This is a genomic window from Citrobacter sp. RHBSTW-00944 (genome assembly GCF_013615435.1).
GTDB lineage: Bacteria > Pseudomonadota > Gammaproteobacteria > Enterobacterales > Enterobacteriaceae > Citrobacter > Citrobacter braakii.
On record NZ_CP055418.1, the window covers coordinates 627,011 to 648,636 of the forward strand.

The following is a 21,626-nucleotide window of genomic DNA, read 5'->3' on the forward strand; positions in this document are numbered from 1 at the left end:
AAATTCCGGCAAAAGACGGGTTTTTACGGGCGTATTTAAAGTGATAATCATAAGATATCTGGTTCGGGAAACGCTCAAAAGCCAACTTGCGATCCTATTCATCCTGCTTTTGATCTTCTTTTGTCAAAAGTTAGTCAGGATCCTTGGTGCGGCGGTTGACGGTGATATCCCGGCGAATCTGGTGCTCTCGCTGCTGGGGCTGGGCGTGCCAGAAATGGCGCAACTTATCTTGCCATTAAGCCTGTTCCTCGGGCTGCTGATGACGCTGGGCAAACTGTATACCGAAAGTGAAATTACGGTCATGCACGCCTGCGGGCTGAGCAAGGCTGTCTTAGTGAAAGCGGCGATGGTGCTGGCGCTGTTTACCAGTATTATTGCGGCGGTCAACGTGATGTGGGCCGGACCGTGGTCCTCCAGACATCAGGACGAAGTCCTGGCGGAGGCGAAAGCGAACCCCGGTATGGCGGCGCTTGCTCAGGGGCAATTCCAGCAGGCGACTAACGGCGGCTCGGTGCTGTTTATCGAAAGCGTTGACGGCAGTAACTTCAACGATGTGTTCCTCGCGCAAATCCGCCCGAAAGGTAACGCCCGTCCTTCGGTGGTGGTAGCGGACTCCGGTCATCTTACTCAATTGCGCGATGGCTCTCAGGTCGTGACGCTGAACCAGGGGACGCGTTTTGAAGGGACCGCGCTGCTGCGCGATTTCCGCATTACCGACTTCCAGAATTATCAGGCGATTATCGGTCATCAGGCCGTGGCGCTGGATCCAAACGATACCGACCAGATGACCATGCGTACGCTATGGACGACCGACACCGATCGCGCCCGTGCGGAGCTGACCTGGCGTATCACGTTAGTATTCACCGTATTTATGATGGCGCTGATGGTTGTACCGCTGAGCGTGGTTAACCCGCGTCAGGGTCGCGTACTGTCCATGCTGCCAGCAATGCTGCTTTATTTGCTGTTCTTCCTGGTTCAGACATCGCTGAAGTCGAATGGCGGCAAAGGCAAGCTGGATCCGGTGTTCTGGATGTGGACGGTTAACCTGGCGTATCTGGCGCTGGCGATTGTGCTTAACCTCTGGGATACGGTGCCGATGCGCCGCTTACGTGCCCGTTTTATGCGTAAAGGAGCGGTATAATGCAGCCTTTTGGTGTACTTGACCGCTATATCGGTAAAACCATTTTCACCACCATCATGATGACGTTGTTCATGCTGGTGTCGCTCTCCGGGATCATCAAGTTTGTCGACCAGCTGAAAAAAGCCGGGCAGGGGAGCTACGATGCGATGGGCGCCGGGCTGTATACCCTGCTCAGCGCGCCGAAAGATATCCAGATCTTCTTCCCGATGGCGGCGCTGCTGGGTGCTTTGCTCGGGCTGGGCATGCTGGCGCAGCGCAGTGAACTGGTGGTCATGCAGGCTTCTGGCTTTACCCGTATGCAGGTGGCGTTGTCGGTGATGAAAACCGCGATTCCGCTGGTGTTGCTGACGATGGCCATCGGCGAATGGGTGGCGCCGCAGGGCGAACAAATGGCGCGTAACTATCGTGCGCAGCAGATGTACGGCGGTTCGCTGCTCTCGACCCAGCAAGGTTTGTGGGCGAAAGATGGCGACAGCTTTGTCTACATCGAGCGGGTGAAAGGTGACGCCGAGTTAGGCGGAATTAGCATCTACTCCTTTAACGACAAGCGCCGTCTGCAGTCCGTCCGCTATGCCGCAAGCGCGACGTTTGACCCGGAGCAGAAGGTCTGGCGTTTGTCGCAGGTGGATGAATCCAACCTGACCGATCCGAAGCAAATCACCGGCTCGCAGACGGTGAGCGGTACCTGGAAAACCAACCTTACACCCGACAAGCTCGGCGTCGTGGCGTTGGATCCTGATGCGCTCTCGATTAGTGGTCTGCATAACTACGTGAAGTACCTGAAGTCGAGCGGCCAGGACGCCGGACGCTACCAGCTCAATATGTGGAGCAAAGTCTTCCAGCCGCTGTCTGTGGCGGTAATGATGCTGATGGCGCTGTCGTTTATCTTTGGTCCGCTGCGTAGCGTCCCGATGGGCGTGCGCGTGGTGACAGGGATTAGCTTCGGCTTTGTGTTCTATGTGCTGGACCAAATCTTTGGCCCGCTGACGCTGGTGTACGGCATTCCGCCGATTATCGGCGCGTTGCTGCCAAGCGCCAGCTTCTTCCTGATAAGCCTGTGGCTGATGCTGCGTAAGTCCTGATATGCGTCCCTCCCGCTGTGCGGGAGGGACGCCTTCCTGCTAGCGTTTTCTCCCGCCCATCAAACTTCCCAACATGCCGCGGATTATCTGATTGGTGACCTGTCGCGCCGCGCTTTTCGCCACGCTTTGTACCACGCCATCGCGTTTGCCGCCGCGTGGTCCGGTGCTGCCAAACAGAATATCCTTCAATCCACCGAGAATACCACCGTCCACATCGATCGCTTTACCGTTGGCGGGAGGTGTATTTTGCTGCTCGGTACTGGCCTGCACGCCTTGCTGTAAACGCTCATAGGCAGACTCACGGTCGACCTGTTCTTCATATTTACCGTACAGCGAGGAGTGATTAATCAGCCCGTTACGCTCGTCATCCGTCACCGGTCCCATCCGCGAGCACGGCGCAATCACCATTGCTCGTTCAACCACAGACGGGCTGCCTTTAGCGTCCAGAAACGACACCAGCGCCTCGCCGGTTCCCAGTTCCTGAATGGCTTTTTCGGTATCAAATGCCGGGTTGGCGCGCATGGTTTGCGCGGCGGTTTTCACCGCTTTCTGATCCTTCGGTGTAAACGCGCGCAGGGCGTGCTGCACGCGGTTCCCCAACTGACCGAGCACGTTGTCTGGAATATCTGACGGGTTTTGCGAGACGAACCACACGCCGACCCCTTTCGAGCGGATCAGGCGGATCACCTGTTCGATTTTATCCAGCAGTACCTGCGGGGCGTCGTTGAACAGCAGGTGAGCTTCATCGAAGAAGAACACCAGTTTTGGCTTCTCCAGATCGCCTGCTTCCGGCAGCTGTTCGTACAGTTCGGAGAGCATCCACAGCAGGCTGGCGGCGTACAGTTTGGGCATCTGGTAGAGCTTCTCTGCGCTGAGGATGTTGATCATCCCTTTGCCGCTGGCGTCAGTTCGCATCCAGTCTTTGATGTCCAGCATCGGTTCGCCAAAGAAGTGCGCCGCACCCTGTTGCTCCAGCGACAGCAGTCCACGCTGGATTGCCCCGACCGAGGCGCTGCTGATATTGCCATACTGATTCTGGAAGGATTTGGCGTTATCGCCGATGTACTGGGTAATGGCTCGCAGGTCTTTGAAATCGAGCAGTAGCAGGCCCTGGTCATCGGCAATGCGGAAGATAATATCCAGCACGCCGGACTGTATGTCGTTGAGGTTCAGCAAACGGGCCAGCAGCAGCGGGCCGAGGTCAGATACTGTGGCCCGCACGGGGTGACCTTTTTCGCCGAAGATATCCCACACCGTGACCGGATTAGCATGCGGTTGCCAGTCGGTAATGCCGATATTTTTCAGGCGGGCGAGCAGCTTTTCAGAGGCCTGCCCTTCCTCGGCCACGCCGGTTAAGTCGCCTTTCACATCGGCCATAAATACCGGTACGCCAATTTCAGACAGCGATTCGGCCAGCTTCTGTAGCGTGACGGTTTTACCGGTCCCGGTCGCGCCGGTAATCAGTCCGTGACGGTTGGCCATGCCTGGCAGTAAAAACAGTTCGGTGTCCGGCGTGCGGGCAATTAGCAGGGGTGTGCTCATTGAGATTTCCTCCATTTATCTTGCCTGGAGTATAGGCAATGTCCATCAAAGAGAGTATGCGATGGCCGGAGAAAATGACTTAAAGCGTATTGCCGTGATAAATCTGGTACCCCAAATCCACGGTGTTGTGGTTATGGTCGTTGTTCTTGATTTTGCTCAGCAACATCTGCGCTGCCATGCGGCCAATGTCAAAACGCGGGGTGATCACGCTGGCGAGGCTTGGGATCATCTGCCTGCCCATTTCCAGCCCGTGAAAACCGGCAATTGAGATCTGTTCCGGAACGGCCAGATCGCGCTCGCGGCACAGTAGCAGCGCGCCCATTGCAATATCGTCGTTGGTGCAAAAAACGCCGTCTAAATCCGGATGCGCGGCGAGCGCGTCCCGCATCATCTGGGTGCCGAGATGGATGGATGAAATAGAACGCGGATTGACGCGCAGCGGCGCCAGACCCCGGCGCGTCATGGCATCGCAATAGCCGCGATAGCGCTGTTCATCGCGGACGTCGTCTTTCGAACCGAGATAGAGGATTTTGCGCCGCTGGCGTTTATCCAGCATGGTGCTGACCATATCAAATGCCGCCTGACGGTTATCGAAGCCTACTTCCATGTCCAGACGATCGCCCTGAATATCCATCAGCTCCACCACCGGAATGTTGGCTGAACGCAAAAACTTCACCGTGCGCAGGGTGTGATATTTCTCGGACAGGATAATGCCGTCGATATTGTATGACAGCAGATTGATTACCGACTCTTCCTCGGATTCCCGGTCGTAATTGTAGTTGGCGATCAGTGTCTGATAGTTATGATCCGAGGTGACCGACTTAATGCCGGCCAGAATGTCTGCGAACAGCTGGTTTTGAAACGAGGGGATCAGCACGCCAAGCGTATAGCTTTGCGCATTCAACAGCATCGCGGGCGCGCGGTTGGGGATGTAATTAATCTCCTCCATAATCTGCGCGATGCGTTCACCGGTTTCCTTTGCGACCTTTTTTGGCGAGCGAATGTAGCGGCTCACCGTCATTTTGGTCACGCCCGCCAGCGTGGCGATGTCTTGCAAAGAAATTCTGTGGTTCCTCATTTTCTCTCCAGTGCCGGGGAGCGCGGATCTGTGCTCCCCGGTGATGACCGTCTTAATGCAGAATGGCGTTCAGCGCCAGAACCCCCAGCAGCCCCATAATGGAAATCAGCGTCTCCATTACCGTCCAGGTACGCAACGTTTCCCCGACGCTGAGATTAAAATAGCCTTTAAACAGCCAGAATCCCGGATCGTTAACGTGGGAGGCAATCACGCTGCCCGCGCCGGTAGCCAGCACCATCAGCGCCGGGTCGGCATGAGTGACGTTGATAATCGGCAGCACCACGCCTGCGGTGGTGATCGCCGCCACGGTGGCTGAACCGAGAGCGATACGCAGCAAGGCGGCGACCGTCCAGCACATCAGCAGCGGAGAAAGCGACGTGCCGGTCATCAGGTGCGAGATATATTGCCCCACGCCGCTGTCGACCAGAACCTGCTTAAACGCACCGCCCCCGGCGATGATAAACACAATCATCGCAATCGCACCGATAGAGTCGCCAATGATATCCATAATTTGCTCGATCGTACGTCCGTTACGTCGACCAAGGGTAAAAATGGCGAGCACGATAGCGATAAATAACGCGACGGCAGGGTTACCGATAAACTCAAAGAACACCCGTACGCTGTTGGTTTTCGGCAGCGTGATTTCGCACACTGCGGCGACCGCCATCAGTATGACCGGGATTACCGCGGCAAAGATACTGTTCCAGAATGACGGCATCTCTTCTTCGGTGAACAGATGCGGGTTGAATAACCCTTCCGGCGGCGCTTTCTCAAAGCGGGTCAGCAGCTTAGAAAACAGCGGCCCGGCAACAATCACCGTCGGGATAGTAATAATAAAGCCGTACAGCAGGGTGGTGCCGAGATTAGCCTCGAAAATGGTGGCAATCGCGGTCGGCCCCGGATGCGGCGGCAGAAAACAGTGGGTCACGGACAGCGCAGCTACCATCGGGACGCCAACATACAGCAGCGGCAGGCCGGAAGAGGCCACCACCGTAAACACCAGCGGCAGCAGCAGAACAAAGCCGACTTCGAAAAACATCGCCAGACCTACCACCAGTCCGGTGATCACCAGCGCCCACTGCACGCGTTTCTTACCAAACGTGCCAATCAGCGTGGTGGCGATGCGCTGAGCCGCGCCGGTATCGGAAATCAGCTTACCGAGCATTGCACCGAAGCCAAGGATCATCGCCAGACCGCCGAGCGTCCCGCCGATCCCATTTTGTATTGAATGCAAAACGGCCTGGGCATCCATCCCTTCGGCAAAACCGACGACCGCCGCCACCAGGACCAGAGCAATAAAGCCGTTAACTTTAAAACCAATCATCAGGACCAGGAGCAGCGCGACGCCTGCCGCAATTATTATTAATGGCATAATCGTTTCTCTTATATCCCCGTCATACTGCAAGTTGCAGGTGTGTTGGCTACGCTCACTCACCCGAATCACTTACTCAAGTAAGCTCATCGGGTTCATTCACTTGCCGCCGTCCTGCAACTCGAATTATTTAGGGGTGGCCAAAAATGCAGCGCCTGGGCGCTGCGTGATGTTGCGTTGTGTTGTATCAGACGGCGACCAGCATGCCGCCATCGACAAACAACAGGTGCCCGTTAACAAAATCGGATGCTTTGGAAGAGAGAAAGACCGCTGCGCCAATCAGCTCCTGCGGATCGCCCCAGCGCGCGGCTGGCGTACGTTTGCACAGCCAGGCGGTGAAGGCTTCATCCTCGACCAGCGCTTTGGTCATCTCGGTTTTGAAGTAGCCCGGTGCGATACCGTTGACCTGGATATTGTGGCGCGCCAGCTCAACGCACATACCGCGGGTGAGCATTTTCACCGCGCCTTTTGAGGCGGCATACGGCGTAATGGTGTCGCGGCCCAGTTCGCTTTGCATGGAGCAGATGTTGATGACCTTCCCGGCCTGACGTTCCACCATGCGACGCGTTACTGCCTGCGAGACCAGGAACACCGCCGTCTGGTTAACGGCAATCACATCGTTCCAGTCCTGCTCCGGGAACTCGGTAAACGGATGTCGGCGCTGAATACCGGCGTTATTCACCAGCACATCGATTGGGCCAATGTCTTTTTCGATATGGTCGATGGCGGCATCAATGTCCTGTTTCTGCGTAACATTAAACGGCGCAGCAACGGCGCGGATCCCTTCCTGTTGCAGTTTGGCGACGGCAGCCTCCGCGCGCTCCGGCGTAATATCATTGACGATAATCTGCGCGCCATATTTACCCAGCCCGGTCGCCAGTAAATAACCAATACCCTGGGCCGAACCGGTGATCAGAATATTTTTGCCATCCAGTGAAAAAAGATCGTTCATTATGTTCTTCCTTATTTTTTTTCAGCAAAAACGAGCTGGACTTTCGCTGCCTGGGTTTTATCCCCGGCAAAGATCAGCGCCTGTTCAAGCTCGGTAAACGGATATTCGGCGCTGAGTAATGGCAGCGGATCGATAACGTTATTCGCCAGCCACGACACCGCGGTGTTGAACTCGGTGGTAAAGCGGAACGAGCCTTTGAGCGCGATCTCTTTGCCGATCAGCATCATCATCGGGAAGTCCGGTACCGCACCGCCCATACCGACCTGCATCATCACGCCTTTCGCGCGGGTGACCTCCAGGCAGGTGGTGATTGAGGACGGATGGCCAGAGACTTCGAAGCTGACGTCGAAGTAGCCTTTTTCTTTTTTCCACTCATCGAGCGAGTCCTGCTGTGGGTTAATCAGCGTGTCAGCACCCATCTGCTGGGCCAGCGACAGCGAGCGCGGGCTGATATCAGCACAGACAATTTCTGCTGCGCCGAGCGTTTTCACCGCGCTGACGATCAGGCAGCCGATAGGCCCCACGCCGGAGATAAACACGCGTTTGCCCTGCAGGTCTCCTGCTTCATGCGAGGCGTGGATCGCGACTGCCAGCGGTTCGGCAAAGGCCATGACTTTTTCATCGGCGTGCTGGGGGTAGGGGATGCACTGCGCGGTATCGACTGTTTTAAATCGGCTAAAGCCGCCGTCAACGTGGGGAAAATACATGGCGCTGCCAAAAAAGCGCATTTCCGTGCACTGGTTTTCTTCGTGCTGCAGACAGTATTTACAGTGGCCACAGGGCTTCGACGGATTAATAGCCACCGACTGACCTTCATGTAATTCTTTTGAGTCGCTGTGCACCACTTTACCAATAACTTCATGGCCTAAAATCATCGGTGCTTTAACGGTAAAATTACCGACTTTTCCTTCCTGATAATAATGTAAGTCGGAACCACAAATTCCGCCGCGGGTAATTTGTACCAGCGTTCCTTTATTATTCCATTCAATATTTTGGTCGGTAATGGCAACAGTTTTCTTACCCGCGACAACGCAGGATTGGGTTTTGACTTGCATAAATGCCTCACTGGTCAGGTAGTAACCTCGGCAGCATTTAAACGGTTTTGATTGTTATTATTTGTGATAAAGATCACGCTGGAAAATTGTTACACTACAATGTTACGCATAACGTGATGCGCCTTGTAAATCTGCTCAGCCACGCCGAAAAAAGGTGAATTCTGCAATGTGGAAGGCGTAGTATCGCGCCATGGAATATGAATCTGGAGTTTTTTCAATGGCCGGGGAAAGTTATATTTTAATGGGCGTTTCGGGTAGCGGTAAATCTTTAATTGGCAGCAAAATTGCTGCGGTATTATCGGCTAAATTCATTGATGGTGACGATCTCCATCCGGCCAAAAATATTGATAAAATGTCTGAAGGTATTCCATTAACCGATGAAGACCGACTACCGTGGTTAGCGCGATTAAATGACGCTTCATACAGTTTATATAAAAAGAATGAGACCGGGTTTATTGTCTGCTCGTCATTAAAAAAACAGTATCGCGATATATTGCGGCAGGGCAGTCCGAATGTGCATTTTTTGTGGCTGGACGGCGATTACGAGACCATTCTGGCGCGCATGCAGCGCCGGGCAGGGCATTTTATGCCGGTGGGATTACTCAAAAGCCAGTTCGATGCGCTGGAGTGCCCGCAGGAGGACGAACGTGATATTGCCCGCATCGACGTGAACCATGACATCGAGCATGTGACGGAACAGTGCCGCCAGGCGGTGCTCGCGTTTCGTAACAGGCAATAAGCTCAGCCCCTTGCGGGACTGAGCCTTGCATCAGAAGTCGGCTTTCAGCACCACGCGGTAGCGGGCTTTGCCGTCACGCACGTGCTGGATAGCTTCGTTAATTCGCGACATCGGGTACAGTTCGGTGGTGGGCGACACCTTGCTGCGCCCGGCAAACTTCATCAGCTTGCGCAGTTCGAACGGCGTACCGGTTGCCGAACCGGAGATGCTGCGATCGCCGGCAATTAAGGTGAACGCTGGCACCGGCAGCGGCTTCAGCACCGCGCCGACGGTATGGAAGTTACCACCGTAGGCCAGCGCTTCAAAATACGGCTGCCAGTCGAGATCGACGTTAACCGTGTTAATAATGAGATCGAACTGGCCCGCCAGCGCTTTTAGCGCATCCGGATCGCGGCTGTTAACCACCTTATCCGCCCCCATCGCCAGCACTTCCTGCTCTTTCGCCGGATTGGAGCTGAACGCGGTCACTTCGCACCCCATCGCGTGTAACAGCTTAATGGCGATATGCCCCAGGCCGCCGATGCCGATCACCCCAACGCGGCTGGTGGCGGTGATATGGTGCATCAGTAGCGGTTTGAACACCGTGATACCGCCGCACAGCAAGGGACCCGCCGCCGCCAGATCGATGCTTTCCGGCAGCGGGATCACCCACTGCCAGTCGGCCCGCAGCTTCTCGGCAAAGCCACCGCGATTGAGAATAGTGGGAACGGAACCTTCGAGACAGTTAATCTGATTGCCGCTGATACAGGCGTCGCAGTGCCCGCAGCTGCGCGCCGTCCAGCCAATGCCGACACGCTGACCAACCTTCAGACCTTTATCTTGCGCCGCGCTGCCGAGCGCCGCCACGCGACCAATCACCTCATGCCCGGCAACCAGCGGATACTGAGAGAACCCCCATTCGTTGTCGATCATCGACAAATCGGAATGGCAGATACCGCAGTAATCGACCTGGACTTCGACATCTTCCGGCTTAAGCTCGCCCGCATCATATTCATAGAGTTCGAGTTCGCTGCCCGCCGCTTTTGCGGCGTAGCTTTTTATCATCGACATCGTGTTTCCCTCAGTGTGGTGTTGAACTGGAAGTGTAGAGCATGGGGAAACGGGACGCTTCGCAGAAGGGGGGATTAATAAGGGGACAAACTGTGACGATGGTTGCAGGTGAGAAAGGGAATGCTGAAATTTTCAACACTTAGCGAGTCAGGCACACGCTGGTGCTTGCATGGTGGCGCATGACAGGTATAATCCACAACGTTTTCCGCATCCCTTCCGTGCCGGAGTGGCGAAATCGGTAGACGCAGTTGATTCAAAATCAACCGTAGAAATACGTGCCGGTTCGAGTCCGGCCTTCGGCACCATTAGTACTTCCAAGACCATCCGAGAAAGTCCAATTATCCCTTAAAAATCAATGCTTGCAGCGATTTTTACGTCCTGAGTCGTCCGAGGTTGTCCGTTGAAATCCGGATGTCATTGGGGGCATAATTGGGGGCATCTTAACTTCGATTAGAAATGTGCCCCCAAATGAAGCTCAACGCCAGACAGGTCGAGACCGCAAAACCAAAAGACAAAACCTATAAAATGGCCGATGGCGGCGGTTTGTATCTCGAGGTTTCGGCCAAGGGTTCTAAATACTGGCGCATGAAATACAGACGCCCCTCAGACAAAAAAGAGGATCGCCTTGCTTTTGGTGTTTGGCCTACTGTGACTCTTGCTCAGGCAAGAGCAAAGCGCGATGAAGCTAAAAAGCTGTTAGTGCAGGGCATTGATCCAAAAGCCGAACAGAAAGAAGCTCTGGCCGAGAATTCGGGGGCTTATACTTTCGAAACCATTGCCCGTGAATGGCATGAAAGTAACAAGCGCTGGAGTGAAGACCATCGATCGCGTGTTCTTCGCTACCTTGAGCTTTATATCTTTCCTCATATCGGTTCGTCCGACATTCGCCAGCTCAAAACCAGCCACCTGTTAGCCCCGATTAAAAAAGTTGATGCCAGTGGTAAGCATGATGTTGCTCAACGCCTGCAACAGCGCGTTACGGCCATTATGCGTTATGCCGTACAGAACGATTACATCGACTCAAATCCAGCCAGTGATATGGCCGGTGCGCTATCGACAACCAAAGCGCGACATTACCCCGCTTTACCCTTCAGCCGGTTCCCAGAGTTTCTTGCTCGTCTTGCTGCATATCGTGGCCGCGTAATGACACGGATCGCGGTCGAGCTTTCCTTACTAACTTTTGTGCGTTCCAGTGAATTACGTTTCGCGCGTTGGGATGAGTTCGACTTCGATAAATCTCTCTGGCGAGTACCTGCAAAACGAGAAGAGATTAAAGGCGTGCGTTACTCGTACCGTGGCATGAAGATGAAAGAGGAACATATCGTTCCGCTTAGTCGGCAGGCGATGATTTTGTTAGAGCAGCTTAAGCAGATTAGTGGTGATAAGGAGCTGCTGTTCCCGGGGGATCATGATGCAACCAAGGTCATGAGTGAAAACACGGTAAATAGCGCATTGCGTGCGATGGGCTATGACACGAAAACCGAGGTCTGCGGGCATGGGTTTCGGACGATGGCGCGTGGTGCTTTGGGTGAGTCAGGTTTATGGAGTGATGATGCTATTGAACGGCAGTTGAGCCACTCAGAGCGTAATAATGTACGTGCTGCTTATATTCATACTTCGGAGCATCTGGACGAGCGACGGTTAATGGTGCAGTGGTGGGCAGATTATCTTGACGCTAATCATAAATGTTTAATAACACCTTATGATTTTGCAAAAAAAAACTAAGAAGGGCAAAGAATATAACCCTTTGCCCTAATATGATTATGGGAATTTTTTCCTTAGCTCATTCAGTTTGTTAATATCACTATCTAATATTTTTTTTGCACACTCATTGCAGTAATAATCAGAACCCAGCCCATTTTTAACTTTTAAACGTGGGCTGCCTTGTATCAGGGTATGACTTGCGTTGCCCTGACACTTGTGGCTTCTTTTTGCTGTGTCAAAAGAAGAAGCTGTAATAAGAGATTTAATTCTTCCCATTTTTAATAACCTCGCTAACTTCCCCAATGATTTTATCAATGTTGGATTCAATCATGTCCAATTGTGAGCGACTGAAATCGGAACGACTGCCACTGGGCATATTTACAAGTGTATTTATTTTTTTATCAATTAGGCTTTTTACGTAAATCAAATTTGTCTTCTGAAAAGTACGATCGAGTCCCTTAGCGTTAGGGTTTATATTTTTTTCGCCTAGTAGTTTTCTGGCTTCATTCATTGCAAGAGAGTCTAAGCTGCTGCGCTTAGCCTGTCTCTCTCTTTGCTTTGTAACGTAAATTGGTTCTAAAGACTTAAACGCTAGGCTTACTTCCTCTTCAGAATAACCTTTTCTTTGCAGCGTTTTTAATGCCTCAAGCGCTTCGGTATCTTCATAAAGACTAATTTCTTCGAGTGTTACATCCGTTTGCGATTTCACTTCTATCTTATCAGTATCATCACCAGAAGTTGGTTCGATTGTCCTGGTGTCTCCGCCTTTATCAGGGGTGAAATCTTCAAGAGGTAATAATTGATCAAAAAACTCCTTGTCTGCTTCACTAAATTGCTGAAAATCGCCCCATTGTTTTGCAATGTTTGCTCCAGCATGAAAAACTACTACTCCTTGATTTAATATGCTTTGGGCATTATTTTGTTCAATCACCCGCATTATACGCCCTACGAACTGAACGAAAGGTGATAAGTTATTAAATATACTGAATATTGCTGCAACAGAAAGATATGGGTGATCAAATCCTTCTCCAAGTTTCCTGACTTGAACAATCACATCTAATTCATGTTGGTTTAGCTTATTCATTACTCTCTGGTTAAATGCGCTATCCTCGCGAGAATGAACATAATCAGCTCTCAATCCTCTTGCTCTGTATGCCTCAACAATTTGTCGGCAATGGTCATAATTTAACGCTGAAGCTATAATTTTTAATTTATTTTCGCTCGTTTCTTCTCTTAGTCTATTTAATTCGTGAATAGAAGCATCGATAATGGTTGTTAATGTTTCTTTCGATGTGACTATACCTCTTCTGAATTTCGCATCTTCCTCTCCGAGTCTTTTTACTTCATCCAATGTTATCTCTACTTCCACACCACTTTCGTCCCTCACAAACTTTAATGTCTTAGGGTTTAATTGTACTGCCTTCAATCTTTTTACATATCCATTTTTGATCGCTTTGAATATTGGATAAGTATAGATTATTTCCCCTGCCATTAATTGACCGTCAGCACGTAATGGTGTGGCGCTATAATTAACGATAAAAGCTTTAGGGAAATGTTTTTTTAATGACATAAAGCTACTTGCGACACTGTGATGGCCTTCATCGAACAAAATCAAATCAAAGAAATCATTTGGCAAGTCCTTCAACCATCTATTTTCATGACCTCCTTGAAGCTGTTGTATATTTGTAATTACAACTTCCGCTTCTTCTAAATCAGATAAGTTGGCATCGTCACCTCTAATCTCCACTGGTTCAGGATAATTGTTGTCAGATATTATTTTACACTTACGATAAAACATTGTCTGATTACTTGGATCGAAATCTTTAAGTAGCTGTGATGAAATATGCAAGCCAGGTGAAATAACCAATGTACGTTTAGATTTAAAAGCAAATGGTGTTATTGTTATACATCCTGACTTACCACATCCTACTGGAAGAATTATCCCCACCTCCTTTTGAGTTTTATCCTGATCTTCATAATGAGATTCAAGCGCTCTAAATGCCTCAATTTGAGGGGTTCTAATTTTATCGTTACCATGAATGTTTACATTTTTTGAAGCAAAAGCATTAGTCATTGCAACTCCTTTTACTAATTTATTTTTACTGTGTGAATAGATATTCATAAACTTATTTACCTAATAAATCCACTTATTTTATTTCATTTAAAATCATGCGGTTAGGTGTCTTTTGTGATTGTGATCAAAAAAAAGCAGTAAGGACTTAAAAGTTCCAGGACGAATGCACTTCAAGTTTAAAAACACTTGTGACTCGCGTGATGATAGATGTCAGACATTCAGCTTAAATTTGTGTGCAGCATTGAAAGTATGGGGGCATTTAAGGAATGAGAGGAAATAAAGAGCGTACTAATGTGGCGCGCAATGCTCTCCCCGCCACGCCTGCCCGCTTAAGGGGCCGCTTTTAATGCAGGTGCAAAGGCGGCCTCAGGCCGCGCCGGGACTGGCGCAGTCAGGGAGTACAGGAACGGGAAAGCGCATGCAAAACCATGCACCCTTTGGATGCATGGCTTAATTCGGGAAAAATTGCGGGAATTACGGGGATTTTTTGACAGGCTACTGCGCCGCCAGTTCGGCGCGTCGACGGGTGTAAATCATGCTCTGGGCAGGGGTGAATTTTTCACGATTATCATCCCGCGAAGGCGCGTCAGGCCTGTATCCGATGGCCGTTAAAATATCGCTATCCTGTGCAGAATAATTAATTTCATTTCCAGCGGTCAGCCAGACGGAAAGAGCTTCTCGCAGGTATGCTACTGAACGGTCAAGCGCACGGTTTTTTATCATCGTGGGCTGGTTTTTAATCCCCATTAGCTCCGGTGCCAGTGCGGCGGTCAGCTCTGCGCCGTTCTGCTGCATAAAATCATGCAGCCGGTTACGGATGCTGATGCGCTGCACCTCCTCATGCGAGAAGATGTAGCGACCGGCGGCCTGATTAACTTCCCATTTTTTTACGTCAATCAGGTCACGCAGCGTCTGTAATCTGCGGCAGCCTGATGCATTGTCATCCAGCAATAATGTCTGATATTCCTGCTCTGCGGCGGCCAGTTCGGTTTTACGGTTCAGCCACGCGGTTTTGTTCGTCTGGCAGGCTTCAAACGCCTGCTGTAATGTCAGGGTGGTCACGGGTTGTCTCTCCTGATTAATGGCGGAACGGCGAGCTGTAGCAGCCTTTTACCCGACGGGGTGCCACAGGGGCTGTCGGCACCGGCGCGGTTTTCTCATCGACGACCGGCGAGCGTATCACTTCAAAAATCGACTCATGCGTTTTAAATGTCGCCGAGCAGTGTACGTTCTGGCACTGCAGGTAACTCTCTTTGACGCTCTCCGACATATAGCGGCTGGTGCGAACATGGGCCGCCGTGCGGCAGAAAGGGCAGCGCATCATGACAGTAACCCTCGTGCTTTCAGGTCAGCTTCACGTTCCCGCATTTTTTCCTGCCAGACTTTACGCTGGCCGGGCGTGGTCGCAACGTCATGCTCCATATGCGGCAGCGAAGAGGCTGACAGACCTGTTTTAAACAGCACAGGTTCATCAATCAGACGGATATTGCAGCCCTTCACGGCCTGTTCAAGCCACGCTTTCACCTGCTGCATTACAACTTTTTCCGGTTCGGTATATCCCTGATGCCCGGTGGTATTAGCAAGCGGGTTATTCAGAACCAGTATGTTGAGCTTCATTGCCCTGACCAGCGCGTTACAGGTATCACGCAGGGCAACATTGAGCTCATGCTCTGCGTACTGGCTGAGAACACCGTGATGTTCCTGACGATACGCTCTGGCCGTCCGGTCACACGCTCCTTTAAGGCTGTCCAGCTCAAAAGACAGAACCTCAGCCATATTGTCACATTCCTGCGCAAGTTCCCGCCGTGCCACGCGCGCCAGATGGTGTTGTTTAAGTTCGTCGGTAATGACAGCACCACCGGCACGAAAGGCGGTGCGCCAGGCTCCGGAATCATTGCCGTTTTCCTGCTCCAGTTCATTTTTTTGCGTTTGCACCTGACTGATGGCCGTCGCGGTTTCGTCCATACGTCGGGCATTGGAGAGATGCGCCGAGCGGGCAGTCTCAAGGCGTTCCATTGCAGGTTTAAGGTAGTCGGGAATAACAGCGGTCTGAGTCATGTCGGGTCTCCTCTTCGTTTCAATCTGAGGAGATTCTGCCGCGCCAGACACAACAACACGATTCATTGCCGTTGTGGCAAAAATGGCACAAACAGACCTTAAAACCCGGCTGGCCAGAGAAAGGTCTCAGGAAAACCTTACTCACTGTTTGTTTTTTTACTTATAACTATTCACTACTGTTCACTGAAAAGAAAAAGACAAGTAATACAGTAAGATAAAGGGTGAACAGTTGAGGGTGTAACTGTTCACCGGCTGTTCACTACTGTTCACCTTTCTGTTTTTCTCTGCCGATACCTTTTAGACTTTATTTAGATTAAAAATCAAAAATATATAACTAAAGGAAATATAAATTGCTGCATTGTAATGCAGTGATTTGCATCTGTTTGCCAGCGTTTGCCTTTGTTTGCCATAGCGAAAAGTCAATGTTTGTTTCCACGAAAATCTCACATGACCTGAGGAAAAATATAGACATAATAAGGAGCTACCCGAAGCCGGACGGACACGACCGGCACTGTATGGACTTTATGAGGTAGCCCGATGCACACCGCTTTTTCTTCCCCGTCTTCTGCCCCTGCCGCCCCGCTGATGCCGGTCTCTGATGTCGTTCAGGAGCGTTTTATCCGTCTGCCCGAAGTGATGCATTTATGCGGCCTGTCCCGGTCGACCATTTACGACCTCATCAGCCGCGAGGCATTCCCGAAACAAATATCCCTCGGCGGAAAAAACGTGGCGTGGGCGCAGTCTGAAATTACTGCATGGATGGCTGACCGCATTGCCGAACGCAACCGGGGTTATGACGCATGATGATTCCCGTTCTGCAAAAAGCCCCTTTTTCTGGCTTGCTTCTTTTCGCCGTTTCCAGGTATAGTTTTCCCGCTGTCGCAAAATCGACAGCCGGGCGTAGGAACCCGTGTTACTTATTGGCGACACCAGACGCGCCAAGCGTCTTTTTTTATGTCGTTGCTCAGGCACACCCATTTTTCGGGCTGTGGTGCTTATACCTTAGCCCCTGTCAGATAATGGTGATCCGGGCGGGGCAGCCTTCGGGCTGGCCGGTTTCCAATAAGGCCGGTATTCCTACCCCCGTCCGGGTCACCACCCATGAGCGTAGGAACTCCGGTGGTGGCAATAACCGCTACTTATTGGAGGTTGCCCTTATGGCTACGACCCTCACCCCGTCACACCCGCAGTTTGTCTTTGTGTTTGCCGCCGTTCGTCGCGCAGACCGTAAACCCCGTATTTATATGCTCCGCACCGTTGCCGGTGATGAACACGCTGCACGCCTTTCCCTCGTTCGTGATTACGTCCTCTCGTTCGCTGGCCGTCTGCCGGTTGCGGAGGTGCGCGCATGAGACACACCACCATTACCGCCCGTGACCTCGAATGCCTGGAGCATATGCGCAATGTCGGCCAGCTCGTCGGCGAACTAATGCAGGTACAGGACTGCGCCACTATTCGTCGTGACCCGGCGCAGCAGTTACAGCTTACCTCCGTGATTTACCTCATGACCGCCCAGCTCGACGGCGTGGTTGAGCGCTGCAATCAGCGCTGGCTGACCGGGGAGGGCAATGTATGAAAAATTCATTATCCCCCGTTCTGCGTGCTGCGCTTTACCGCCGCGCAGTCGCCTGTGCCTGGCTGACCCTGTGCGAACGTCAGCACCGCTATCAACATCTCACCCTCGATGCACTGGAAAGCGCCATTGCTGTCGGGCTGGAAGGCTTCTATCTGCGCCAGTACGGCGAGGAAAAAGGCCGCCTGATTGCCTGTGCCCTGTTGGAAGATTTAATGGAAGCCGGGCCACTGAAAGCCGTACCGTCGCTGTCCTTTCTCGGGCTGGCCGTGATGGATGAACTCTGCGCCCGTCACATTAAATCGCCGGTACTGCACTGAGGGAGAAAATAACGATGAAAATGAACGTAACGGAAACCGTAAAACAGGCATGCGGCCACTGGCCACGCATTCTCCCGGCGCTGGGTGTGAAGGTCATTAAAAACCGGCATCAGGCCTGCCCGGTATGCGGCGGCTCCGACCGCTTTCGCTTTGACGATAAAGAGGGGCGCGGCACGTGGTTCTGTAACCAGTGCGGCGCGGGTGATGGCCTTAAACTGGTTGAGAGGGTATTCGATGTATCTGCCTCAGAGGCCGCCCAAAAGGTGAATGCTGTCACCGGCAACCTGCCGCTGGTTGCCCCGGAGGTGATTGCGGCCGCAGAGGCTGAAACCGATGCCGACCGCAAAGCGGCGGCCGAGCTGGCCGAGAAACTGATGGAGAAAACCCGACCGGCCACCGGCAACGCCTACCTTACCCGAAAGGGCTTCCCCACTCTGGAATGTCTGACGCTCACCGTCATGCATAAAACCGGCGGCGTGACATTCCGCGCCGGTGATGTGGTTGTCCCGCTGTATGACAATACCGGGGCGCTGGTTAACCTTCAGCTTATTAATTCTGACGCTCTCAAACGCACCCTGAAAGGCGGTCAGGTCAAAGGGGCGTGTCATATCATCGAAGGGAAAAAACAGGCAGGAAAACGCCTGTGGATTGCGGAGGGCTACGCGACCGCGCTCACCGTGCATCACCTGACCGGGGAAACCGTCATGGTGGCGCTGTCCTCCGTGAACCTCCTTTCTCTGGCGAGCCTTGCCCGTCAGAAACACCCGGCGTGTCAGATTGTCCTCGCCGCCGACCGTGACCTTAACGGCAACGGCCAGAGTAAAGCCGTTGCGGCCGCAGGAGCCTGCGAGGGCATTGTCGCCCTGCCACCGGTGTTCGGTGACTGGAATGATGCGTTTATTCAGAAAGGCGAGGAGGCCACGCGGAAAGCGATTTATGAGGCCATCCGGCCACCGGCTGACAGTCCTTTCACTACCATGAGCGAGGCAGAATTTACCGCCATGAGCACCAGTGAAAAAGCGATGCGGGTGCATGAGCATTACGGCGAAGCGCTGGCCGTGGATGCAAACGGTCAGCTCCTGTCCCGCTATGAGGCCGGGATATGGAAAATCATTCCGCCGTCGGACTTTGCCCGCGATGTGGCCGGTTTGTTCCAGCGTCTGCGCGCGCCGTTCTCGTCAGGGAAAATTGCCTCGGTGGTGGAGACCCTGAAACTGATTATTCCGCAGCAGGACGCCCCGGCACGGCGTCTGATTGGCTTTCGCAACGGCGTACTCGATACCGCCACCGGCACATTCAGCCCGCACCATAAATCGCACTGGCTGCGCACACTCTGTGATGTCGATTTTACCCCGCCGGTGGAGGGCGAAACGCTGGAAACCCATGCACCGGATTTCTGGCGCTGGCTCGACCGTGCCGCCGGTGGCAGACCGGAAAAACGAGACGTGATACTTGCCGCCCTGTTTATGGTGCTGGCGAACCGTTACGACTGGCAGCTCTTTCTCGAAGTGACCGGGCCGGGCGGCAGCGGGAAAAGTATTCTGGCCGAAATTGCGACCATGCTCGCGGGGGAAGATAACGCCACGTCGGCCACCATCGAAACGCTGGAATCACCGCGTGAACGTGCTGCGCTGATTGGCTTCTCGCTAATTCGTCTGCCTGACCAGGAAAAGTGGAGTGGTGACGGGGCAGGACTCAAGGCAATCACCGGCGGCGACGCGGTATCGGTCGACCCGAAATACAAGGATGCGTACTCCACCCATATTCCGGCGGTGATTCTGGCCGTGAACAATAACCCGATGCGCTTTACCGACCGCAGCGGCGGTGTTTCCCGTCGCCGGGTGATACTGCATTTCCCGGAACAGATTGCCCCGGAAGAACGCGACCCGCAGCTTAAGAATAAAATCGCCCGCGAGCTGGCCGTCATTGTGCGCCAGCTAATGCAGAAGTTCAGCGACCCGATGACCGCGCGCACACTGCTCCAGTCACAGCAGAATTCCGACGAGGCGCTCAGCATCAAGCGCGACGCCGACCCGACATTTGATTTTTGTGGATATCTGGAGGCGCTGCCGGAACCTGAGGGGATGTATATTGGCAATGCCAACATTATTCCGCGTCAGCCGCGCCTGTATCTGTATCATGCCTATCTGGCGTATATGGAGGCCCACGGCTACAAGAATACGCTCAGCCTCACCATGTTCGGCAAGGGGCTGCCAGCGATGCTGAAAGAGTATGGGCTAGGTTATGAGAAGCGCCGAAAAAATCAGGGCATACAAACTAATCTCGCACTAAGAGAGGAAAGCAACGCCGACTGGCTGCCGAAATGTGATGACCCTGTAGCAAAATAACCTACCCTGACCGGCAATCGCCGGTCTTTTTTTACCTGCAAAACGGCAAAAGTGAACAGTAAAGTGTTCACTGTTCACCAACCGTTCACCGCGTAACATAATGAATTTTATAAATAAAAAAACACAGTGAACAGTGTGAACAGTTTTTCTGAAAAAAAAGTTTTTTCTGTTCTGGTTTGGATCCGTGCAACGGATCCAAACCGAATAGAGGATTTGTTATCTTTTCCCAGATAAACCAATTAGTTGAGCTTAAAAACATCAAAATAAATGGTGGGGGCACAAAAGGGGGCACTTCGAAGTGTTGTTTATATTTTTTTGTTGTTTTTCATTGTGTTACATGGTGATTTGAGTCCGGCCTTCGCACCATACAAAGCTTTTTTCAAGTCTATTAACGTCTACTTTAGTCCATAAAAACAGCAAGTTAAGCAGGTTTCTGGCTTTTCTTAGTCTGTCTACGTCTACTCAATTCCTTGAACATATACCAACTGATGATGGTATAACTGATGGTATTCCCGGTTCGATTGATTTTGGTACCAACACTGGAGGTATCAACTGATGGCTCTCACGGATATCAAAGTTAGGACTACCAAGCCCTCTGACAAACCCTTAAAACTTACTGATGGGCAGGGTATGCACCTGCTGGTCAACCCCAATGATTCAAAATACTGGCGTTTACAGTATCGCTTTAATGGAAAGCAAAAGATTCTGGCATTAGGTGTCTACCCTACGGTGTCACTTAGCGAAGCTCGCAGAAAAAGAGATGTAGCCAAAAAGTTGGTATCTGATGGTATCGACCCTTCTGAGAAGAAAAAAGCAGACAAGATCGAGCAAAGCGAAGCCCTGACATTCGAAGCTGTTGCAAGGGACTGGCATACTGCCTGTAAAAGGAAATGGTCAGATTCCCATAGTGAGAGGGTTTTAAAGAGCCTTGAAGATAACCTTTTCTCTTCCATAGGAAAGAGAAAAATAGCCGAGCTTAAAACCAAGGATCTCCTCGTTCCGATCAAGGTTGTTGAAGCTTCTGGACGGTTAGAAGTAGCAGCCCGTCTACAACAACGAACCACAGCAATTTTGCGATATGCCGTCCAGAATGGCTTAATTGACTATAATCCGGCCCAAGAAATGTCTGGGGCTATTGCTGTAGCAAAAAGAACCCACAGGCCAGCTTTGCCATTCGAACGATTCTCAGAACTCTTAGAACGAATTGATAACTTCAAAGGTAGGAAACTCACGAAGTTAGCCGTAAAGCTGACATTGCTCATTTTCATTCGTTCCAGTGAACTCAGATTCGCAAGATGGTCGGAAATCGATTTCGAGAATGCAATGTGGACTATTCCCGCTGAACGAGAACCATTACCCGGAGTGAAACATTCGCACCGTGGTTCGAAAATGCGAACTCCACACCTTGTTCCTTTGAGTTGTCAGGCATTGATTGTGTTGACGGAAATTCAAGAGATCAGCGGTGATCATAAACTCGTGTTCATTGGCGACCATGATTTCAGAAAGCCTATGAGTGAAAATACGGTAAACAAGGCTTG

At 51.9% G+C, this 21,626-nt stretch carries 20 protein-coding genes, 1 tRNA gene and 1 pseudogene; 11 read left to right on the top strand and 11 right to left on the bottom strand.

Annotation, left to right across the window (positions count from 1 at the left end; all coding sequences use genetic code 11):
- Positions 1 to 40: 40 nt before the first annotated feature.
- Entirely contained in the window at positions 41 to 1,141 is a 1,101-nt protein-coding gene (lptF, locus tag HV334_RS02990; RefSeq protein ID WP_016151506.1) for an LPS export ABC transporter permease LptF, read from the top strand.
- Entirely contained in the window at positions 1,141 to 2,223 is a 1,083-nt protein-coding gene (gene lptG, locus HV334_RS02995; RefSeq protein ID WP_008786067.1) for an LPS export ABC transporter permease LptG, read from the top strand. The genes lptF and lptG overlap by 1 nt, the downstream gene beginning before the upstream one ends.
- Before the next feature lie 39 nt (positions 2,224 to 2,262).
- On the opposite strand, the gene HV334_RS03000 is transcribed toward lptG, so the two are convergent.
- The 5 genes from HV334_RS03000 to idnD form a co-directional block, all read right to left on the bottom strand.
- On the bottom strand, positions 2,263 to 3,765 hold the full coding sequence (locus tag HV334_RS03000; protein ID WP_181221161.1) for a helicase HerA-like C-terminal domain-containing protein: 1,503 nt from the start codon (positions 3,763 to 3,765) through the stop codon (positions 2,263 to 2,265).
- 79 nt (positions 3,766 to 3,844) lie between these two features.
- Positions 3,845 to 4,843 carry a LacI family DNA-binding transcriptional regulator gene (locus HV334_RS03005; protein ID WP_181221162.1) on the bottom strand — a complete coding sequence of 333 codons (999 nt, stop codon included), beginning with the start codon at positions 4,841 to 4,843 and terminating at the stop codon, positions 3,845 to 3,847.
- Positions 4,844 to 4,895: 52 nt separating this feature from the next.
- The gene (idnT, locus tag HV334_RS03010) at positions 4,896 to 6,215 is read right to left on the bottom strand and encodes a gnt-II system L-idonate transporter (RefSeq protein WP_016155581.1); all 1,320 of its coding nucleotides are present in this window, start codon (positions 6,213 to 6,215) and stop codon (positions 4,896 to 4,898) included.
- Between the two features lie 187 nt (positions 6,216 to 6,402).
- Positions 6,403 to 7,167 carry a gluconate 5-dehydrogenase gene (gene idnO, locus HV334_RS03015; protein WP_016151510.1) on the bottom strand — a complete coding sequence of 255 codons (765 nt, stop codon included), beginning with the start codon at positions 7,165 to 7,167 and terminating at the stop codon, positions 6,403 to 6,405.
- Between the two features lie 11 nt (positions 7,168 to 7,178).
- Positions 7,179 to 8,222 (bottom strand): L-idonate 5-dehydrogenase, encoded by a 1,044-nt coding sequence (gene idnD / locus HV334_RS03020; protein WP_181221163.1) that lies wholly within the window; start codon positions 8,220 to 8,222, stop codon positions 7,179 to 7,181.
- Positions 8,223 to 8,439: 217 nt separating this feature from the next.
- Between idnD and idnK the strand changes: the two genes are divergently transcribed.
- The gene (gene idnK / locus HV334_RS03025; RefSeq protein ID WP_046275803.1) at positions 8,440 to 8,961 is read left to right on the top strand and encodes a gluconokinase; all 522 of its coding nucleotides are present in this window, start codon (positions 8,440 to 8,442) and stop codon (positions 8,959 to 8,961) included.
- A gap of 30 nt (positions 8,962 to 8,991) precedes the next feature.
- Here the strand turns inward: idnK and HV334_RS03030 are convergent, their stop codons facing one another.
- Positions 8,992 to 10,011: an NAD(P)-dependent alcohol dehydrogenase gene (locus HV334_RS03030; protein WP_016151513.1), complete on the bottom strand. Its 1,020-nt coding sequence runs from the start codon at positions 10,009 to 10,011 to the stop codon at positions 8,992 to 8,994.
- 220 nt (positions 10,012 to 10,231) lie between these two features.
- Between HV334_RS03030 and HV334_RS03035 the strand changes: the two genes are divergently transcribed.
- Positions 10,232 to 10,316: transfer RNA gene (locus tag HV334_RS03035), tRNA-Leu, on the top strand.
- Between the two features lie 163 nt (positions 10,317 to 10,479).
- Positions 10,480 to 11,736, top strand: coding sequence for an integrase arm-type DNA-binding domain-containing protein (locus HV334_RS03040; protein ID WP_181221164.1), 1,257 nt, complete (start codon positions 10,480 to 10,482; stop codon positions 11,734 to 11,736).
- A 36-nt stretch (positions 11,737 to 11,772) separates the two neighbouring features.
- Here HV334_RS03040 and HV334_RS03045 read toward each other — a convergent pair whose 3' ends face one another.
- The 5 genes from HV334_RS03045 to HV334_RS03065 all read right to left on the bottom strand — a co-directional run bounded on the left by HV334_RS03045 (position 11,773) and on the right by HV334_RS03065 (position 15,847).
- Positions 11,773 to 11,991 carry a hypothetical protein gene (locus HV334_RS03045; RefSeq protein WP_181221165.1) on the bottom strand — a complete coding sequence of 73 codons (219 nt, stop codon included), beginning with the start codon at positions 11,989 to 11,991 and terminating at the stop codon, positions 11,773 to 11,775.
- Positions 11,978 to 13,789, bottom strand: a complete 1,812-nt coding sequence (locus HV334_RS03050; RefSeq protein WP_181221166.1) for a DEAD/DEAH box helicase family protein — start codon at positions 13,787 to 13,789, stop codon at positions 11,978 to 11,980. The genes HV334_RS03045 and HV334_RS03050 overlap by 14 nt, the downstream gene beginning before the upstream one ends.
- Before the next feature lie 495 nt (positions 13,790 to 14,284).
- Positions 14,285 to 14,851 carry a phage polarity suppression protein gene (locus HV334_RS03055; protein ID WP_087898492.1) on the bottom strand — a complete coding sequence of 189 codons (567 nt, stop codon included), beginning with the start codon at positions 14,849 to 14,851 and terminating at the stop codon, positions 14,285 to 14,287.
- Between the two features lie 16 nt (positions 14,852 to 14,867).
- A complete protein-coding gene (locus tag HV334_RS03060; protein WP_000984212.1) occupies positions 14,868 to 15,113 on the bottom strand; it encodes an ogr/Delta-like zinc finger family protein in 246 nt (81 codons plus the stop codon).
- Positions 15,110 to 15,847: a glycoprotein 3 gene (locus HV334_RS03065; protein ID WP_087898493.1), complete on the bottom strand. Its 738-nt coding sequence runs from the start codon at positions 15,845 to 15,847 to the stop codon at positions 15,110 to 15,112. The genes HV334_RS03060 and HV334_RS03065 overlap by 4 nt, the downstream gene beginning before the upstream one ends.
- 537 nt (positions 15,848 to 16,384) lie before the next feature.
- Between HV334_RS03065 and HV334_RS03070 the strand changes: the two genes are divergently transcribed.
- From HV334_RS03070 to HV334_RS03095, 6 genes and pseudogenes are all read left to right on the top strand, one after another.
- Positions 16,385 to 16,651: an AlpA family transcriptional regulator gene (locus tag HV334_RS03070; RefSeq protein ID WP_023304275.1), complete on the top strand. Its 267-nt coding sequence runs from the start codon at positions 16,385 to 16,387 to the stop codon at positions 16,649 to 16,651.
- Entirely contained in the window at positions 16,648 to 17,199 is a 552-nt protein-coding gene (locus HV334_RS03075; RefSeq protein ID WP_087898494.1) for a host cell division inhibitor Icd-like protein, read from the top strand. Before HV334_RS03070 ends, HV334_RS03075 begins: the two co-directional genes overlap by 4 nt.
- Positions 17,196 to 17,423 carry a hypothetical protein gene (locus HV334_RS03080; protein ID WP_087898495.1) on the top strand — a complete coding sequence of 76 codons (228 nt, stop codon included), beginning with the start codon at positions 17,196 to 17,198 and terminating at the stop codon, positions 17,421 to 17,423. Before HV334_RS03075 ends, HV334_RS03080 begins: the two co-directional genes overlap by 4 nt.
- On the top strand, positions 17,420 to 17,740 hold the full coding sequence (locus HV334_RS03085) for a DUF5375 domain-containing protein (RefSeq protein WP_137429959.1): 321 nt from the start codon (positions 17,420 to 17,422) through the stop codon (positions 17,738 to 17,740). The genes HV334_RS03080 and HV334_RS03085 overlap by 4 nt, the downstream gene beginning before the upstream one ends.
- Positions 17,741 to 17,754: 14 nt before the next feature.
- Positions 17,755 to 20,088, top strand: a complete 2,334-nt coding sequence (locus HV334_RS03090; RefSeq protein ID WP_087898497.1) for a primase-helicase zinc-binding domain-containing protein — start codon at positions 17,755 to 17,757, stop codon at positions 20,086 to 20,088.
- Positions 20,089 to 20,643: 555 nt separating this feature from the next.
- A pseudogene (locus tag HV334_RS03095) lies at positions 20,644 to 21,624 on the top strand (integrase arm-type DNA-binding domain-containing protein); the annotation flags it as partial.
- Positions 21,625 to 21,626 lie beyond the last annotated feature (2 nt).

Bases quoted from the DNA above. Each gene is read 5' to 3' on its own strand.
- idnK (WP_046275803.1), top strand. From the start codon at position 8,440: ATGGCCGGGGAAAGTTATATTTTAATGGGCGTTTCGGGTAGCGGTAAA.
- HV334_RS03090 (WP_087898497.1), top strand. From the start codon at position 17,755: ATGAAAATGAACGTAACGGAAACCGTAAAACAGGCATGCGGCCACTGG.
- idnT (WP_016155581.1), bottom strand. From the start codon at position 6,215: ATGCCATTAATAATAATTGCGGCAGGCGTCGCGCTGCTCCTGGTCCTG.
- HV334_RS03070 (WP_023304275.1), top strand. From the start codon at position 16,385: ATGCACACCGCTTTTTCTTCCCCGTCTTCTGCCCCTGCCGCCCCGCTG.
- HV334_RS03065 (WP_087898493.1), bottom strand. From the start codon at position 15,847: ATGACTCAGACCGCTGTTATTCCCGACTACCTTAAACCTGCAATGGAA.
- HV334_RS03050 (WP_181221166.1), bottom strand. From the start codon at position 13,789: ATGACTAATGCTTTTGCTTCAAAAAATGTAAACATTCATGGTAACGAT.
- lptG (WP_008786067.1), top strand. From the start codon at position 1,141: ATGCAGCCTTTTGGTGTACTTGACCGCTATATCGGTAAAACCATTTTC.
- HV334_RS03045 (WP_181221165.1), bottom strand. From the start codon at position 11,991: ATGGGAAGAATTAAATCTCTTATTACAGCTTCTTCTTTTGACACAGCA.
- HV334_RS03005 (WP_181221162.1), bottom strand. From the start codon at position 4,843: ATGAGGAACCACAGAATTTCTTTGCAAGACATCGCCACGCTGGCGGGC.
- HV334_RS03060 (WP_000984212.1), bottom strand. From the start codon at position 15,113: ATGATGCGCTGCCCTTTCTGCCGCACGGCGGCCCATGTTCGCACCAGC.
- HV334_RS03080 (WP_087898495.1), top strand. From the start codon at position 17,196: ATGAGACACACCACCATTACCGCCCGTGACCTCGAATGCCTGGAGCAT.
- HV334_RS03040 (WP_181221164.1), top strand. From the start codon at position 10,480: ATGAAGCTCAACGCCAGACAGGTCGAGACCGCAAAACCAAAAGACAAA.
- HV334_RS03000 (WP_181221161.1), bottom strand. From the start codon at position 3,765: ATGAGCACACCCCTGCTAATTGCCCGCACGCCGGACACCGAACTGTTT.
- HV334_RS03075 (WP_087898494.1), top strand. From the start codon at position 16,648: ATGATGATTCCCGTTCTGCAAAAAGCCCCTTTTTCTGGCTTGCTTCTT.
- idnD (WP_181221163.1), bottom strand. From the start codon at position 8,222: ATGCAAGTCAAAACCCAATCCTGCGTTGTCGCGGGTAAGAAAACTGTT.
- idnO (WP_016151510.1), bottom strand. From the start codon at position 7,167: ATGAACGATCTTTTTTCACTGGATGGCAAAAATATTCTGATCACCGGT.
- HV334_RS03085 (WP_137429959.1), top strand. From the start codon at position 17,420: ATGAAAAATTCATTATCCCCCGTTCTGCGTGCTGCGCTTTACCGCCGC.
- HV334_RS03030 (WP_016151513.1), bottom strand. From the start codon at position 10,011: ATGTCGATGATAAAAAGCTACGCCGCAAAAGCGGCGGGCAGCGAACTC.